This window comes from Pseudomonas coleopterorum (assembly GCF_900105555.1).
Lineage (GTDB): Bacteria > Pseudomonadota > Gammaproteobacteria > Pseudomonadales > Pseudomonadaceae > Aquipseudomonas > Aquipseudomonas coleopterorum.
Window position 1 is genome coordinate 30,536 of the sequence record NZ_FNTZ01000001.1, and the last position, 16,529, is coordinate 47,064.

Here is a 16,529-nt window from a genome sequence, read left to right on the forward strand (position 1 = left end):
AGCCTTATGCCCCCGATCCTGCATTACTCACAACCTCCTGCGGACCGCCAATTGCCCCTGGCAGCCTTTGCCTTGCAGGACGACCCACTGGCGGCCGGGCGTACCGTGCATTTTCATGATCCGCGCACGGGTTATGCCGTGGGTGCCTCGACCAGTGTCGGCGCCAACCTCTTGATCGAAGACTTTCCCTGGGTCGAGTTGGGGATCGTAGAAGCTGGCGAGCTGACCCTGCAAGGCGAGGGTTTCGACCTGCGGTTGAAGGCCGGCGATTGTTTCGTGGTGCCCCGTGGCGTGGCGGTGCGCTGGCAGCATCGGGGGCAGTTGCGCCGCCTGTTCATGGCCTTTCCCGGTTTGCCGCCGAGCAACGACATGCCGAACGCGCCGCTGAAGATCGACTTTACCCAGTCACTGCCGCCCAGCGATCCACCGGCACCCACCGTGCTGCTCACGCCGACCCCCAAGGCCTGGAGCGAAACGCTGTTCAGCGCGGCCAATCTGCGCATTGGTCTGTGGCAGTGCGAGGCCTATGCGCGCAAGCAGGTGCAGCCAGGCTACAGCGAGCTGATGTTCATCCTGGAAGGCGCCATGACCCTCACGCCCGAGCAGGGCGTGGCGTGCACGGTGAGCGCAGGGGAGGTCGTGATAGTGCCGGCAGGCGCGACCAATGCCTGGGCCAGCACGCAGACGGTGCGCAAGGTGTTTTGCATATTGAGTTGAGACGGTGGGACCAGCGGACGCGGCTTGCGCCGCTGTTACAGGGGATTGGTGTGCTGGCTGGCGGTGCGGCTGTCAAACCGCCCGCACCAGACTGCGCAACGGCACGGCGCTCTTGAGCACCGGGCTCTTGATGACGATGTAGCTGAAATACTTGTCGATGCCGATGTTCTTGTCGAGGATCGACTCCATCAATTCCTGGTAGTGCTGGATGCTGCTGCACAGGAACCGCACCAGGTAGTCATACCCACCGCTGATCAAATGGCATTCGAGCACCTCGTCGATGTTGCGGATGCTGGATTCGAACTTCACGAAATCGGCGCGCTTGTGGTCCGACAGAGTCACCTCGGTGAACACCGTGACGGAGCTGGCGAACTTGGCCAGATTGACGTGCGCTTCGTAGCCACTGATGTAGCCCGCCGATTCCAGGCGCTTGACCCGTTGCAGGCAGGGGCTGGGTGACAGGCCCACCGCTTCGGCGAGGCTGACGTTGGTCATGCGCCCGTCTTTCTGCAGTTGCACCAGGATATTGATGTCGATGCGATCCAGTTTCGTTGCAGCATCCATGGGGTGGACCTCGTCAAGTCAGAACATGAACGTGGGCCTCAGGCGTGCAATGCCGTTTGATGGGCATGGGCGAGGTCCGCAAGGCTGGCGTACTCACAGCGCTTGCCGTCCAGAGCCTGGGCCGAAAGATTCCATGGCTGGCGATGATCGCGATGCAGGGTGCACACCGGAAAATCCACACGCAGGTTCCATGGGTCATCCGTTTCGGTACTGCGCACCGGCAGTAGCTGCGAACGCTCCAGGTCCAGGCGCTGCAGCTCGCTGGCGAGGCTGCTGTGCCAGGCATCGTTGCAAGGCTCGATGACCGCATCGAATGCCACCGGCAAACGTTGGGTCAGGGCGCCGACATCGATGCCCTGGGGTGGGGCGATCAGTATCAACCGGTAGAACTTGCTCAGGTATTGCAGGGCACCGGGGGCGTCTTCGAAGATCGGCCAATGGGCTGACGAGCTACCGAAGGCAACACTTTCATCCCAGCCGGGAATCACATGCAATCGGTGCGCCATGCGTTGGTACAGCTGGCCGTGGAAAGCGCTGGCACTGGCGTTGCCGCCCGCCTGGCCCAGCTCCTGGGCGATCTCGCGATAGGCGTCAAGCAGTTGCTCGTCGCTGCTGGGCGTGCGGCTCTGCACCGACAAGGGTCGCAGACCTTCGAGAATGCCCCGTTCACGGTCGACCAGGGTGGCATAGGAGAACCCCAGCGCCTTGTACTGTGTTACTTTCATGATTGGCTCCCGAGCGACGGTATGAGTGGCTTCCCTGCAGACTTCTACAGCTTTTCCGGCGTAGGAGCGGTCCGTGGCCGCGAAGAGGTTGCTGCGGCGTATGAGAAAAACCGCGGCGCCTTCTTCGCGGGCTGAGGCCAAAAGGCTCGCGTCGATCAGGCCCCGGCTTTTGCCAATGCCTTGTCGAGCATCTGCAAGGCCTCTGCCACCTGCTCCTCGGTGGTCACCAGCGGCGCCAGGAAACGCACCACGTTACGGTACAAACCACACTTGATCACCAGCAGCCCCGCATGGCGCGCCTCGTCGATGACGCGTTGGGTGAGGTCGACATCCGGGCTGTGCGCGGCATCGTCCTTGACCATCTCGATCGCCAGCATGAAGCCCAGGCCACGCACTTCACCGATGCGCGGGTAACGTTTCTGCAATGCCAGCAGGCCCTCGCGCAATTGCAACGCGCGTTGCTCGCCCTGGGCCAGCAGGTCCTCACGTTCGAACAGGTCCAGCACCGCCAGTGCCGCCGCGCAGGCCACGGCGTTACCCCCATAGGTCCCGCCCAAACCGCCTGGGGTCGGTGCATCCATCATCTCGGCCCGACCGACCACGCCCGACAGCGGCATGCCACCGGCCAGGGACTTGGCCACGGTGACCAGATCCGGCTGGATACCGGCATGCTGGAAGCCGAACATTTTCCCCGTACGACCGAAACCGGCCTGGATCTCATCGGCGATCAGGACGATGCCATGTTGCGTGCACAACGCGCGCAGCGCCTGGAGGAATTCGACCGGCGCGGCCAGAAAACCGCCGTCGCCCTGCACCGGCTCGATCAGGATCGCCGCCACGCGATCCGGTGCCACGTCGCTGGCGAACAGTTCGTGCAACTGCGCCAGGGCGTCCTCGCTGCTGATGCCGCGGTAGGCATTGGGGTAACTGGCGTGATAGATCTCCGCCGGGAACGGGCCGAAGTTCTGTTTGTAGGGTTGGCTCATGCCGGTCAGGGTCACGCCCAGCAGGGTGCGGCCGTGGAAGCCCCCGCGGAACGAAATCACCGCCGGCCGGTTGGTGTGGCTGCGGGCGATCTTGATGGCGTTTTCCACCGCTTCGGCGCCGGACGTGAACAGCACCGTTTTGTAGTGCTCATCCCCGCCAATCAGGGCATTGAGCCGCGCCGCCACGTCGATGTAGGTCTCGTAGGCCGCCACCTGGAAGCTGACATGGGACACCTTACCCACCTGCTGACGCACCGCCTCGACCACGGCCGGGTGATTGTGGCCTACATTGAGCACGCCGATGCCGCCGACGAAATCCAGAAAGCGCTTGTTGTCCACGTCCCACAACTCGGCGCCCTGGGCGCGCGCGGCGACTACCGGGTGGGCGGTGGCGATGCCACGGGGAACGTGTTGTTCGCGCAGGGCAAGCAGGCGTTGATTTTCGGTCAGTGCAGAATTCATCTCGATCTCCGTGAGCGCCGAGCATGGCGGGTGATGTGATCAGGATAAGGAGTGGCGCTAATCACAAGCACCGAAGTTGCGGGCTGTGGTGGGGTGTTTGCCTGTTTTTTGCGGGTGGGGCGGTAGATTCGGTTGTTTGGGTTGTTTGGGTGGTGGGGTGGAGGGGTGTCAATGAGGGCCTCTTCGCGGGCAGAGCCCGCTCCCACAAGGACCTGCACAACTGTGGGAGCGGGGCGGGCGGCGAGTCCTCTGCCCGAAGGAGCCAGCACTGAACTCCTCAAACCCCGGCGCGGGGCACTACGATGGTGTCTTCGGGGTGCAGGCGCATCAGCATCGGCGAGCCGATCGGTGGCAGGCTCAGGTTGCCTTCGTGGTGGCTGGGCTGGCGCAGGCTGACCGTTGGGCCGCCGTCCAGGTCGACGAAAACCTTCAGGCTTTCGCCCTGAAAGACGATGTCGGCGACCCGCCCGCTCAAGCGGTTCCACTCAGGCCCGGCGCTGGCGCTGTCCAGCAGCAGCTTTTCCGATTGCAGCGCCAGGAACACATCGCCCGAAGCCGGGACCGGCCGGGTAGTGCGCAGCGGCGTGGCGCCCAGGGTCAAGCCGTTGTCCGCGCCGCGTTGCAAAGGCACCAGGGTGCTTTCACCGATGAAGCTGGCGACGAAGTCGTCCGAAGGGTGATCGTGCAGGCGGCGAGGGGTGTCGACCTGGACCAGTTGCCCGCCGCGCATGATGGCGATGCGGTCGCTCATGGTCAGCGCTTCACGCTGATCGTGGGTCACGTAGATCATGGTCGCGCCCAGGCGCTTGTGCAGGGCGCGCAATTCGATCTGCATGGTTTCGCGCAGCTGCTTGTCCAGGGCCGACAGCGGCTCGTCCATCAAAATCAGTTTGGGCTCGAAGACGATGGCCCGGGCCAGGGCCACGCGCTGGCGCTGGCCGCCGGAAAGCGCTGCGATCGAACGCTCTTCGTAGCCGCCCAGTTCGACCGTGGCCAGCGCCTGCTTGACCCGGTCGCGGCTCTTGCTCGCGCTTTCGCCGCGGGCGCGCAACGGGAAGGCCACGTTCTCGCCCACGGTCATGTGCGGAAACAGGGCGTAGTTCTGAAACACCACGCCGATCTCGCGCTTGTGCGGCGGCATCAGGGTGACGTTGCGCTCGCCGAACAGGATGTTGCCAGAGCTGACCCGGATGAAGCCGCCCAGGATGCTCAGCAAAGTGGTCTTGCCTGAGCCCGACGGGCCGAGCAACGACATGAACTCGCCGGCTTCGACCTTGAGGTTGACGTTGTCCAGCGCCTTGAGGCTGCCGTAGTGCTTGCTGACCTGGTTGACGCTGACCGATTCGAAACCTTCAGTGAAATTCATCTGTGGTGCTCCAAGAGATCAAGAATGTCGTTTCGGGAGGGTGTCAGGGGCGGCCTCTTCGCGGGCAGAGACCCGCTCCCACAAAAGCGCGCACGCTGTCTGTGGGAGCGGGTCTCTGCCCGCGAATGAGGCCCGTCATGACACCCCGCCTTCACCCCAACCCGCCGATATGCCAGGCCTTCACTTCGAGGAATTCATCCAGGCCGTACTTGGAACCCTCGCGGCCGGTACCCGATTGCTTCATGCCGCCGAACGGCGCCACCTCCATGGAAATGATCCCGGTGTTCAAGCCCACCATGCCGAACTCCAGGCGCTCGCCCACGCGCCAGGCCCGACGCATGTCCTGGGTGAAGTAGTAGGCGCCCAGGCCGTAGGGCGTGGCGTTGGCCAGTGCCAGGGCTTCTTCTTCGGTATGGAAGCGGAACAGCGGCGCCACCGGGCCGAAGGTTTCCTCACCGGCCAGCAGCATGTCGGCGTTGGCCTCCAGCAACACCGTGGGCTGTACGTACAGGCCATCGTTTTGCGGCAACCCGCCGATGGCCACGGTGGCGCCTTTTTCCACCGCGTCGCCGATGTGGCGCGCCACCTTGTCCACCGCCGCGGCATTGATCAATGGGCCGATGGTCACCCCTTCGGCCAGACCATCGCCAACTTTCAGCTCGGCCACGGCCGCCTTCAGGCGTTCGGCGAAACGGGCATAGATGCCGTCCTGCACCAGGATGCGATTGGCGCACACGCAGGTCTGCCCGGCGTTGCGAAACTTGCTCTGCATGACCCCGGCGATGGCCAGGTCCAGGTCGGCGTCGTCGAACACGATGAACGGCGCGTTGCCGCCCAGTTCCAGGCTCAGGCGCTTGATGGTCGAGGCGCACTGGCTCATCAACAGTTGGCCCACGCGGGTGGAACCGGTGAACGACAGCTTGCGCACGGCCGGGTTGCTGGTCATTTCGCCGCCCACGCCTGCCGGCAGGCCGGTGAGCACGTTGAACACCCCCGCCGGAATGCCCGCGCGCTCGGCCAGCACCGCCAGGGCCAGGGCCGACAGCGGGGTCATCTCCGAGGGCTTGACCAGCACCGGGCAACCGGCGGCCAGGGCCGGGGCGCACTTGCGGGTGATCATGGCATTGGGGAAATTCCACGGGGTGATCGCCGCGACCACGCCGATCGGTTGCTTGAGCACCAGAATGCGGCGGTCGGCGGTGGGTGAAGGAATGGTGTCGCCGTAGATGCGCCGGGCTTCCTCGGCGAACCATTTGACAAAACTGGCGCCGTAGGCGATTTCGCCGCGCGACTCGGTCAGGGGCTTGCCTTGTTCGGCGGTCATGATCAGCGCCAGGTCTTCCTGGTTGTCCATGATCAGCTGGTACCACTTTTCCAGGAGCTTGGCGCGCTCGGCCGCCGGCGCTTCGCGCCAGGTGGCGAAACAGGCTTCGGCCGCCGCGATCGCGCGTTGGGTTTCGGCGCCCTGCAGGGCCGGGACGTGGGCGATGGTGCTGCCATCGGCGGGGTTGGTCACCGCCAGGGTGGCGCCGTCATCGGCATTGATCCACTGGCCGTTGGCGTAGGCCTGCTCGACGAGCAGGGAAGGGTCACGCAGTGAATGCTTCAACATGATCAGGGTGCCTTTGCAGTCCGAACGATGGACCTAGTGTAGAAATGTCCGCGCAGTGGCCGATGCCGAGATGGGGCACGCGGCGGGGCGTGGATGCTGAATTGCGGTGGGGTGGCGGCAGGCTGTGCTGGGGGGTGTCAGTGCTGGCCTCTTCGCGGGCAGAGCCCGCTCCCACAAAGGATCTCCAATAAAGCGCGGTTCATGTGGGAGCGGGCTCTGCCCGCGAAGAGGCCGGATCAGTCACCCCTGCTTGTTCCGCCCAGCCACCACCACCAGAATCAGCGACGCCAGGATCAGGATCGAGCTGATCGCCGCGATCGTCGGGTCGATCTCGTCGCGCAATGCGGTGAACATGCGCTTGGTCAGGGTCTGGTTGTCGCCCCCGGAGATGAACAGCGCCACCACCGTTTCATCCAGCGACGTGATGAACGCGAACAGAGTTGCCGAGATCACGCTGGGCTTGATCTGCGGCAAGGTCACCGCCATGAACGCGCGAAAGCGGTTCATGCCCAGGCTGCGCGCGACCATTTCCTGGGACATGTCGAAATTGCGCAGCCCGGCCAGCAGGGCGATGATCACGTAGGGCAGGGCCAGCATGATGTGCGCCAGCACCAGGCCGGTCAGCGAACTGATCAGCCCTACCCGCGCGTAGACGAAAAACACCCCCGCCGCGATCAGGATGATCGGCACCATCATGGGCAGCAGCAACACGATCTGCAGGGTGCGAATCACCTTCAGGCTCGAGTTGTTGATGGCGTAGGCCACGGCCATGCCGATCGGCAGGCTGACCGCCGTGGTCACCACCGCGGTGATCAGGCTGACCCGCGCCGCCGACATCCACTCGGCGCTCTGGAAGAAGGCTTCATACCAGCGCAGCGACCATTCCTTGGGCGGGAACTGCAGAAAGCGCGCCTCGGAGAACGACATCGGCACCACGATCAGCACCGGCACGATCAGGTACAGCAGAATCGCCGCGACCAGCACGGTGAACAGCACGTGCGACAGGCGGAGCTGGCGCAGGTAGGCAAGCGTATTCATCAGCGTGCTCCCAGGATGCGTTCGATGGGGATGAAGCGGTTGATGCCCCAGAAGATCAGGAACACCACGAACAACAGCACCAGGCCCACCGCACTCGCGGCGCCCCAGGCGTGATAGAGCTCGACGTTGCGCTGCACCAGCATCGACACCAGGATGGTGCGGCCACCGCCCAGCAGTTCAGGGGTGATGAAGAAGCCCAGGCAGATCACGAAGACCAGGATGGAACCGGCCATCACACCGGGCGCGGCCATGGGCAGGAACACCCGACGAAAGGTGTAGAAGGGTTTCGCCCCCAGGCTCTCGGAGGCCTGCATCAGGTCTTGCGGGATCTTCTTCATCACCGAATACAGCGGCAGCACCATGAACGGCAGCATCACGTGCAGGGTGCCGATCACCGTGCCGGTGGTGTTGTGCATCATGTTCAACGGCTGGTCGATGATGCCCAGGTCCAGCAGTGTCTGATTGACCACGCCGCGCCGTTGCAGCAACACCAGCCAGGCGTAGGAGCGCACCAGCACGCTGGTCCAGAACGGCAGGATCACGCAGATCAGAATCAGGTTGGCCCAGAAGCCATGCAGGCGCGAGGCGGCGTAGGCGATGGGAAAGCCCATGACGATGGACAACAGGGTCACGATCAGGCTGATCTTGAACGTCAGGTAGAAGGTGTCCCAGTAGATGCGTTCTTCGAAGATGCGCGCGTAGTTGGCCAGCGAGAAGCCTTCTTCGGTCTGCACCGACTGGAACGCCAGCCAGCACATCGGCAGGATCAGCAGCACCACCACCATGAACAACGCCGGGGCGAGCAGCAGCAACATCGAGGTGTTTTCCCGACGCTCCTCGCGTACCAGGGCATCGGCATTGCTTGCCGGTGGCTCACGGTGGGCGTCGGGCAGGGATTTGGCGAGATAGGCGTTGGACATGGAACGATTCCTCACGGCCGAGCGCCGGTGGACCAGCGCAAGCAGCTTGTTGTCGGTCGGTCAGGGCGACCCTCAGGGTTCAATGTACCGACAAGCCAAAGAACGAAGCGGGCTTAAACGGCCCGCGCGCAAGTGGTTTGTTTCGTATTGAGGGCGGGCGACAGCAGCAACTGCGTTGGCCCCTTCGCGGGCAGAGACCCGCTCCCACAAAAGCACGCACGCTGTCTGTGGGAGCGGGGCGGGCGGCGAGCCCTCTGCCCGCGAAGAGGCCCGCCCTGGCACCGCTACTTCTTCTGCACAAACGAGAGCCAGCGCTCTTCAGCCTTCACCCCTTCCTGGGACGCCCACCACTTCGCCGACAGCAGTGCCTGACGGGAGATGTTCTGCGGCGACGACGGCAGCTTGGCCGCGCGCTCGGCGGGAATGGTGCCGGTCTTGAAGGCTTCCGGGTTCAGCGGGCCGTAGTCGATGATCATCGGCAGGGCTGCCTGCAACTTGGCATCGATGGCCTCGTTGACGAACTTCATCGCCGCCGCCTTGTGCGGTGTGCCCTTGAGCACGCACAGCGAGTTGGTTTCCAGCACGCCCTGGTTGTAGTCGAACGCCACCGGCGCACCGTCGGCCTGCACGGCCGTGATGCGGCCATTCCAGGCCTGGATCATGTCCACTTCACCATCGCTGATCAGCTGCGCCGACTGCCCGCCCGAGGTCCACCAGGTGGCGATATGCGGTTTGATTTCCTCGAGTTTCTTGAAGGCGCGCTCCACGTCCAGCGGATACAGTTTGTCGGGCGCCACACCGTCAGCCATCAGGGCAATTTCGAGGGTAGGGCGCGGCAGGTTGCGCAGCGAGCGTTGTCCGGGAAACTTCTTGGTGTCCCAGAAATCCGCCCAGGTCTTGGGGACGTTTTCGCCCTTGAAGGCATCGGTGCGGTAGGCCAGCACGGTCGAGTAGCTGATGTAGCCCACGGTGTAGTCGTCTTTTAGCTCCGCCGGAAGCTGCGCGGCATTGGGGATCAACGCTGGGTCGAGCTTTTCGAACAGGCCTTCGGCTTCGCCGCGCAGGCAGTCGCCGGTGGGCAGGTCGACCACGTCCCAGCTGACCTTGCCGCTTTCCACCTGAGTCTTGATGATCGGGTAGGCCTTGGGCGAACTGTCCTGCTTGAGGGTCAGGCCCAGCTTCTTGGCCGCCGGCTCCAGGATCGCCTTGCTCTGGGCTTCCTGGTAGGCGCCGCCCTGGGATACGAAGGTGATGTCCTCGGCCCAGGCCTGCCCGAAGGCGCCGACCAGCAAAGCCAGGCCGGTCAGTTTGAATGCGCGCAGCGTCATCGATGTCATGTACAGGACTCCCGAAAGTTGGCAGGTTGGAGGCGCGAGACGGTTGTCATGCGGTCGCTCTGCAGGACCTTGGGTATCCAATTTACCGGTAACGCTGTACTGCAAACGGTCACAAATTCGCGTCGAGGAAGCGTTTTATTGCAAAAACGCAGGGCTGCGCAGCACATTCTGCAGCGCGGTGGCAGCACGCCCGCCAGCCGGGCCACCACCCGGCTGGTTCTGTTGCTACAGCGGTTTGATCAGCTGCAATTGCTGGCGGTAATCGTCCGTCACCTGGCGTGCCTGACTGTTGCTGGTGACGACCCTGGGCGTGATCAGCACGATCAGCTCCGTGCGGTTCTTGCTCTTGCTGGTGTTGCCGAACAGCCAGCGCAAGCCGGGCACCCGGCCCAGGTAAGGCACGGCCGAGACGGTATCGCTGTTGTCCTGCTTGATCAGCCCGCCGAGCAGCACCGTCTGCCCGCTCTGCACCGCGACCTGGGTGGACACCGAGCGCGTGGAAATCCGCGGGTTGCCATTGCTGTCCGCACTGCCGTTATTGTCGGCATCGCTGACCTGCTGCTGGATGTCCATGTACACCAGGCCACCGGGATTGATCCGCGGCACCACGTCGAGAATTACCCCGGTCTGGATGTATTCCACACTGCTCAGGGTAGTGTCCGAGGTGTTGGTATTGACCGTGGTCTGGCTGATCGGGATGTTGTCGCCGACCTGGATCTGTGCCTGCTGATTGTTCATCACCACCAGCGAAGGCGCCGACAGCACCTGGGTACGGCCGCTGGTTTCCAGGGCATGCAGGGCAAACTGCAGGTTGCTGCTGACGAACGAGTAGAACAGCGAATCGGCGGCGCCCAGCCCGGCACCACCGCCGCCCAGCGCGCCCTGGCTGCCTGCGGTGTTGGCCACGGTGGTGCTGCCGGAGTTGCCCGCCAGCCGGCCCAGGTACCACTGCACGCCCAGATCCAGCTCGCCGCTGAGGCTGACTTCCAGGATGCGCGTCTCGATCTGCACCTGCATCGGCGCATTGTCCAGGCGCTTTATCGCCGCTTCGATCTCGGCCCACTGCGCCGGACGGGTGCGGATCAGCAACTGGTTGCTGCTTTTTTGCGCCGTGATGCGAGTGCTTTCATCCAGGCTCTTGGCCGTACCCGATTCGGCACCGGCAGTGCCGCCTTCCAGACCACCCTCGTCGGTGGTTTCGTCCATACCTTCTTCGCCGCTGTCCTCCTCGCCGTCCTGCACCTGGCTCTGCAGGTTGCCGTTGCCCTGGCCCTGACCCATGCCGCCCATGCCGGTGGACGCAGTGCCGCCCATGCCGCCGTTACCGTTGAGTGACGACAGCGAGCGCGTGCGCAGCCCCGGCGCCACCTTGGCGGCGCTGTCGTCCTTGATCTGGCCGTTGCCGTAGATCTGCCGCAGGTACTTGGCCAGGTCCGTGGCCTTCATGTTGCGCACGTCGTAGACGTACATCTGCGGCTCGTTGCCGCCGCCCTCGTCGATAGTGTGAATCCAGTCACCGACTTCGCTCAGGTACTGCGGCTGCGAGGAAATCGCCACCACCGAATTGGTCCGCTCGATGGGCAGGAAACGCACCATGCCTGCCAGCGGCATACCGCTGTCGGGGCCGAACATCTTCTGCAGTTCGGGCATCAGCTCGCCCACGGTGGCCCGTTGCAGGCCATAGACGCCGATGGACATGCCCTTGAGCCAGTCCACATCGAAGGTGTCGATGGTGTCCTGGTAATTGGCCAGCTCATCCGGGGTACCCGCCAGGCTCAGCACGTTGCGCGCCGGGTCCACCAGCAGGAAGGCGTTGTCGCGGGCGAACGGCTTGAGCAGTTTCTGCATCTCGGTGGCCGAGATATAGCGCAGCGGGAACAGACGCGCCGACAGCCCGCTGGACGGCTTGGACACGGGCATCTGCGGCACCAGCTTGCCGGCCACGGCCTGGTTCGACGGCAGGATGACGTAGCGGTCGCCCTGGCGAATCATGGCGTTGTCGGTCCAGGACAGCAGGGTCTCCAGAATCGACAGCGCCTGCTGCTTGTTCACCGGTTGTGAGGTGGAAAAGCTGACGTTGCCCTTCACACCCTGGGCGATGCTGTAGTTCTCGTGCAGCAGGTCGCCCATCACGCTGTTGATCACCGCCTCGATGGGCTGGTCGGTGAAGTTGAACACGATGTCGCCACTGGTTTGCGCGGTCCCCTTGGGCGTATTGGCCGCCGGCGCAGGGCCGCGGACGAACGTCTGATTGCCCCGCGTGATCTGACGGCGCGCGGCAGTAGTGGCCGCTGGCGTCGTCGGGCTTGCGGTGGCTGCAGGCGGATCGACCATCGCCGTGCGTTGCGAACCGGTGCCGTTCAATGCTTCCTGCATCAGCGCCGGGTCGTTTTCGAAAGGCTCGGGGGTGGAGGCGCAGCCCGCAAGGGCGACGGCGGTGGCCAGGCACAGCAAGGGGCTGCGCAGACGGGAGAGTTCAGGGTAGCGATCGTTCATGGTGTGGTTACGTTTGGAAGGGTGATGGCGGGGGCCTTCGATGGCGGCGGAAGGCGTAGCACGGGAAGGCTCAGCTGTTGGCTCTGGCCCTGATGCAGGAAGGTGGCGGTTTGTGGCGTGACGCTGGTCAGCGTCCAGCCGTTGTCCAGCGTGCTGCCCACGGCCAGCTTGAGCGTGCGCTGGTTGGCCAGGCGCAGCAGCGCCCACTGGGCCTGACCGTCGATGATCACGCCGCTCAGGCGGATGCCGGCCAGGGAGGTGGCCTGGCTCTTGCCGGTGGCCGCATCGGGCTTGCGGTCGGGGCTGAACATCGATTGCTGCCAGGTCAGGGCCAAGGTGTTTTCAGGCAGCGCCGCCAGGCTGACGGGCTTGGCGGCGGGCGGTTGTTCATGGGGATGGCTGGCGGGCAGCCAGTCGACGGTCCGGCCGGCGCCCAGCAACAGGCTGCTGGCCACGCCGATCAGCACCGCCGCCGTCGCCAGCAGGGTCAGGCCTACGCTACCCAGCTTCATGTCGCAGGCTCCTTGGCCAGGGTTACCGGCGCCGGTTGCAGATAGCCGCGCAGCAGCAGGTGCACGCGCAGACGCCCCGCGCCGCCGACCGAGGGCGCCGTGCTGGTGCGGCGAACGCTCAGGTTGTCGACGAACAGGAAGGGCTGGCCGTACTCCAGATCCCGCAACAGCCGGGTCAGGGGTTCCAGCGCGCACTCCAGGGTGAGGCTGACTTTGACCTGGCGGTACGGCTCGGCCGTGTCCTGCTCCGGGGTGATGGGCATGCGCTGTGTCACCTGGCAGCCCGGGCCTTGGTCGGCATGGGCCTTGACCAGGTCGAGGCTGCGTTGCATCAGGTCGGCGGCCACGGCGCTGGGGTCGGTGCCCGGCAGCAGGCTGCTGCGGCTGGACGGATCGCGCCGCGCGGCCTGCAGGCGCTGTTGCAGGTCATCGCGCTCGGCCAGCACGCCGGCGTAGCGCTGTTGCTGCTGGCGCAAGGTATCGGCCTGTTCTTCGATCGCGGCCAAGGGGTCCAGGAACCAGCTCTGTACCAACAGGTACCAGGCCAGCCACAGCACCGCGGCAAGGGCTATCCAGGCGGCGCCGCGGCGTTCGCGTGGTGTGAATTCACGGCGCATCGGCAGGCTCCTTGCGCAACTGGGCGCGCAGCGAAAAACGCTCCTTGGCGGTTTTTTCGTCGGGTTGGATGATGCCCTGGAATCGCGCATCGACCAGGGTCTGGCAGGCTTTGACCCGGGTGATCAAGGTGCTGGCCTTGGCGCTCTGCCCGCTGATGGAAAGCGTGCCGTCCTCGGCGATTTCCAACTGCTCGATCCAGGTGTCGGCACCCAGGCAACCGGTCAGGTCCACCAGCACGCTGGTCAGGGTCGGCTTTGCGGCTTTCTGCTGCGCCAGATAGCGCGCAGCGCCCTGGGTGTTGGCCAGCTCCTGACGCAACGCCTGCACTTGCTGCACCTGCTCGCGCTGGGCGGCCACGCTGTCCTGCATGCTGGCCAGGCGGTCGCTGCGGGCGTCCAGCCACAGCAGCATGCAGGCCAGGGTCAAAGCCACGCACCCCAGCGCCAGGTAGCGGGTCAGGCGGTCATGTCCGGAGCGAGGGGGGCGGCGATCCGCTGGCAACAGGTCGACGCCCAGAGGCTGACCGGCACGGTCCAGGCCGTCCACGGCCACGAACGTCAGGCCACGGTCGCGACACTGATCCAGCATCTGCGTCAGACGCTCCTGCACGATGGCCACCAGCAACACCTGCGCCTGGGTCTTGCCCCGGCTTTGCAGGCGCGCCACGTAGTGCATGCGCTCGCGGGGGAAGGGCGTGTACTTGTCCAGCTCGAAACCCACCACGCTGTGCAGGTCGCGAATGGCTGCCAAGGGCAATTGCAGGGTCTGGGCCATCACCGTGTCGGCGGGCAGCAGCAGCACCAGGCGCTCGCCCGGAGCGCTGTCGAGAGGCTCTGACAAGGGCCAGCGAATCGAGCGCTCGCTCACCTGCGGCAGCAACCGATCGCGCCAGCGGGCGGGCAGCGACTGGCGCAATTCGTGCAGCCATGCCCGCCACAGCCCAGGGGCCGGCGATGCGCGCCACTGGCTGTGCAAGCGTGCCTGCAGCGGCGCCAGGCGTTGTGTGAGTCGTTGCTTCATTCTTGCCAGCGCAGGACCCGGTAAGGTCGTGCCCCCTCCTTCGATGGGTTGAGTAACAGGGTGACGCGCAGCGTCGTGGTGTAACCACCCGGCAGCGTCGCCTGGCTGCGGATCGTGACGATGGGCCCGGCGTCTTCGCCCATCGGCCCGCCCTGTGGCAGGTCCAGTGCGCGGCGCAGCCATGGCGCCGCCAGGCGTGGTTCGGGGCTCGGCAGGCCGCTCCACAGGGTCAGGTAGGGCGCAGCGCGCCGGTACAGCGACTGGTCCATGCCCGGTATCGCGCGCAGTTCTTCGAGCATGCGCAACGGTGCATGGCCATCGCCCCGGCGCTCTTCCAGCGCTCGGGCCAGCTGACGCGCCTGCTCGGCGCTGGCGCCGGCGGCCTGCAACAGCCGTGCGATCTGTTCGGCGGAACCGGCGTTGAGGTCCAGCTTGCCTTGCTCGCTGCGCAGGCTGACCGCCAGTTGCGCACCGTTGAAGCTCAAGGCGTGGGCTTGCCCATCGGCCAGCCAGTGCCGTTGCGGATCGCGCTGCAGTTGCGCCACCACCGCCATGCCCACACCCGCTTCGGCGGCCAGCAACGCCTGGGTATGCTGGCGTTGCCACAGCGCCTGGCGGTTCTGCAGGTGCACCCAGCCCACCAGGCCGGCCAGCAGAGCGCTGAGCAATGCCAGCACCCATAGCACCAGCAGCAGTGCCACGCCGCGCTGACGACGCATCCCACTTCGCGCCGTCACAGCGCACCAGCCTCGCCGGACAGGTCCAGACGCAGGTTCACGCTTTGCAGCGGCCAAGGCACTGGCCCTGCCAACCGGACATCGATGCGTACCCCGCGCGGCAAGCGGCTGGGCCATGGCCAGTGGTCCAGCCAGCCGGTGGGCTGGCCTTGCGGCGTCAGGCCGCGATAGCTCAACTGCAGCGTCTGCACCCGATGGAGCAACACCTGTGGCTCGCCGTGGGGTTGCAAGGTCTGCCCTTGCAACCGTGCCAGCGTGAGTTGCAAGCGCTGGCCCGCCAGTTCCAGACTGTGGCGATACACGCCGCCTCCCAGGCTGGGCGACAGCGGTGCATAGAAACGCACGTGCTGTCCGTCGCCTTCGAAAATCGCCTCGGCGGGCTGCCCTTCCAGCGCGCTCTGCCCGGCACCCGCCGCCAGTGGCAGGGCCTGCCCCAGCGCCGTGCGCAGAAAGTTCTGGCCGGCACGTACTTCGTCCAGGGCCATGCTGTAGCGCTCGGCCTTGGCCATGGCGCGGTTGGCGCCCAGGATGGCGCCTGCGATCAGGCTCAGCAGCACGCCCAGCAGGCTCAATACCACCAGCACTTCGAGCAGGGTGAAACCATGGCTGCGCGCTTTCATCGATTGGCGCCACTGGCGCGGCTGCGCACCTGCAGCGTGCTGTATTCAGCCTGACGGGCACCCTGACCGACCCGTAGATCCAGGCGCCAGACGTCTACCGGCGCCTCACCGGCGGGCAGGGCGCTGATGGCCAGCCGCCAAGGCAGGCCACTCCAGCGCCCTTCGGTGCTGCCTGCCTGCAATTGGCCCGCGCTGGCTTCGTCAAGAATCGAGCGCGCCGCCAGGCTCAGCTCATCGCTGCGCTGGGCCTGCTGCAGGGCGCGGGCGCTGTTGCCGAAAGCCAACACCAGCACCGTGCTGCACAGCGCCAGTATCAGCAGCGCCGCGAGCATTTCCAGCAGGGTGAAACCGCGCTGGCCGATCAATTGAGGCTGCGCAACTGAACGTTGCCGGTCAGCCAATTGATGTCCACGCGCCAGCGTTTGTCATCGCGTGCCAGCAGCAGGTGCCCACCGCTGGCGCCGCCATCGGGGTAGAACTCGAAGGCCGGCCCCAGCCCGTCGGCAGTCTGCAACTGCACGTGCATGTCACCGGGCAATTGCCGGACCGGCTCGCGCGGCCCCTGGAAGCGCCCGGCGTTCAGGTCGAAGCGGGTCCGCGCCGGCTGGCCGGTGACGATGGCCTGCACCCTGGCGGCCCGCAGCGACTGCACCACTTCACTCAGCGCGCGTCGCTCGCTGGCCGCGTGCAGGCCACGGCCGACGCCGAAGCCGACCAGGCCGATGGCGATGCCGATCAGCACGATCACCACCAGCAGTTCGAACAGGGTGAAACCACGGTGGCTGCGCGGGCGGTTCAT

Annotated in this window: 17 protein-coding genes; 1 reads left to right on the forward strand and 16 read right to left on the reverse strand. The window is 65.3% G+C overall.

Going from position 1 to position 16,529, the window contains the following annotated elements; genetic code table 11:
• The first annotated feature begins 6 nt into the window (after positions 1–6).
• On the forward strand, positions 7–717 hold the full coding sequence (locus BLV18_RS00125; RefSeq protein ID WP_090355192.1) for a cupin domain-containing protein: 711 nt from the start codon (positions 7–9) through the stop codon (positions 715–717).
• 72 nt (positions 718–789) lie between these two features.
• Here the strand turns inward: BLV18_RS00125 and BLV18_RS00130 are convergent, their stop codons facing one another.
• The 16 genes from BLV18_RS00130 to BLV18_RS00205 form a co-directional block, all read right to left on the reverse strand.
• Positions 790–1,281 carry an Lrp/AsnC family transcriptional regulator gene (locus BLV18_RS00130; protein WP_043191751.1) on the reverse strand — a complete coding sequence of 164 codons (492 nt, stop codon included), beginning with the start codon at positions 1,279–1,281 and terminating at the stop codon, positions 790–792.
• 38 nt (positions 1,282–1,319) lie between these two features.
• On the reverse strand, positions 1,320–2,006 hold the full coding sequence (locus BLV18_RS00135; RefSeq protein WP_090355195.1) for an HAD family hydrolase: 687 nt from the start codon (positions 2,004–2,006) through the stop codon (positions 1,320–1,322).
• Positions 2,007–2,161: 155 nt separating this feature from the next.
• On the reverse strand, positions 2,162–3,454 hold the full coding sequence (gene gabT, locus BLV18_RS00140) for a 4-aminobutyrate--2-oxoglutarate transaminase (RefSeq protein WP_090355198.1): 1,293 nt from the start codon (positions 3,452–3,454) through the stop codon (positions 2,162–2,164).
• Between the two features lie 277 nt (positions 3,455–3,731).
• Entirely contained in the window at positions 3,732–4,820 is a 1,089-nt protein-coding gene (locus BLV18_RS00145) for an ABC transporter ATP-binding protein (RefSeq protein ID WP_056844544.1), read from the reverse strand.
• A 151-nt stretch (positions 4,821–4,971) separates the two neighbouring features.
• A complete protein-coding gene (locus BLV18_RS00150; protein WP_090355200.1) occupies positions 4,972–6,432 on the reverse strand; it encodes an NAD-dependent succinate-semialdehyde dehydrogenase in 1,461 nt (486 codons plus the stop codon).
• 240 nt (positions 6,433–6,672) lie between these two features.
• The gene (locus BLV18_RS00155; protein ID WP_090355203.1) at positions 6,673–7,470 is read right to left on the reverse strand and encodes an ABC transporter permease; all 798 of its coding nucleotides are present in this window, start codon (positions 7,468–7,470) and stop codon (positions 6,673–6,675) included.
• Positions 7,470–8,390 carry an ABC transporter permease gene (locus BLV18_RS00160; protein WP_090355205.1) on the reverse strand — a complete coding sequence of 307 codons (921 nt, stop codon included), beginning with the start codon at positions 8,388–8,390 and terminating at the stop codon, positions 7,470–7,472. Before BLV18_RS00160 ends, BLV18_RS00155 begins: the two co-directional genes overlap by 1 nt.
• A gap of 284 nt (positions 8,391–8,674) precedes the next feature.
• Positions 8,675–9,727 carry an ABC transporter substrate-binding protein gene (locus BLV18_RS00165; RefSeq protein WP_090355208.1) on the reverse strand — a complete coding sequence of 351 codons (1,053 nt, stop codon included), beginning with the start codon at positions 9,725–9,727 and terminating at the stop codon, positions 8,675–8,677.
• 225 nt (positions 9,728–9,952) lie between these two features.
• Positions 9,953–12,223: a type II secretion system secretin GspD gene (gspD, locus tag BLV18_RS00170; protein WP_090355210.1), complete on the reverse strand. Its 2,271-nt coding sequence runs from the start codon at positions 12,221–12,223 to the stop codon at positions 9,953–9,955.
• Complete coding sequence (locus tag BLV18_RS00175) at positions 12,220–12,735, reverse strand: DNA utilization family protein (protein WP_090355213.1); 516 nt, start codon at positions 12,733–12,735, stop codon at positions 12,220–12,222. The genes gspD and BLV18_RS00175 overlap by 4 nt, the downstream gene beginning before the upstream one ends.
• On the reverse strand, positions 12,732–13,352 hold the full coding sequence (gene gspM, locus BLV18_RS00180) for a type II secretion system protein GspM (protein ID WP_090355216.1): 621 nt from the start codon (positions 13,350–13,352) through the stop codon (positions 12,732–12,734). The genes BLV18_RS00175 and gspM overlap by 4 nt, the downstream gene beginning before the upstream one ends.
• Positions 13,342–14,373, reverse strand: coding sequence for a type II secretion system protein GspL (locus tag BLV18_RS00185; protein WP_090355218.1), 1,032 nt, complete (start codon positions 14,371–14,373; stop codon positions 13,342–13,344). Before BLV18_RS00185 ends, gspM begins: the two co-directional genes overlap by 11 nt.
• A complete protein-coding gene (locus BLV18_RS00190; protein ID WP_090355221.1) occupies positions 14,370–15,092 on the reverse strand; it encodes a type II secretion system protein GspK in 723 nt (240 codons plus the stop codon). Before BLV18_RS00190 ends, BLV18_RS00185 begins: the two co-directional genes overlap by 4 nt.
• A gap of 14 nt (positions 15,093–15,106) precedes the next feature.
• Positions 15,107–15,730 carry a type II secretion system protein GspJ gene (locus BLV18_RS00195; RefSeq protein ID WP_090355224.1) on the reverse strand — a complete coding sequence of 208 codons (624 nt, stop codon included), beginning with the start codon at positions 15,728–15,730 and terminating at the stop codon, positions 15,107–15,109.
• Positions 15,727–16,095 carry a prepilin-type N-terminal cleavage/methylation domain-containing protein gene (locus BLV18_RS00200; protein ID WP_090355227.1) on the reverse strand — a complete coding sequence of 123 codons (369 nt, stop codon included), beginning with the start codon at positions 16,093–16,095 and terminating at the stop codon, positions 15,727–15,729. The genes BLV18_RS00195 and BLV18_RS00200 overlap by 4 nt, the downstream gene beginning before the upstream one ends.
• A complete protein-coding gene (locus BLV18_RS00205; protein WP_049861602.1) occupies positions 16,092–16,529 on the reverse strand; it encodes a GspH/FimT family pseudopilin in 438 nt (145 codons plus the stop codon). The genes BLV18_RS00200 and BLV18_RS00205 overlap by 4 nt, the downstream gene beginning before the upstream one ends.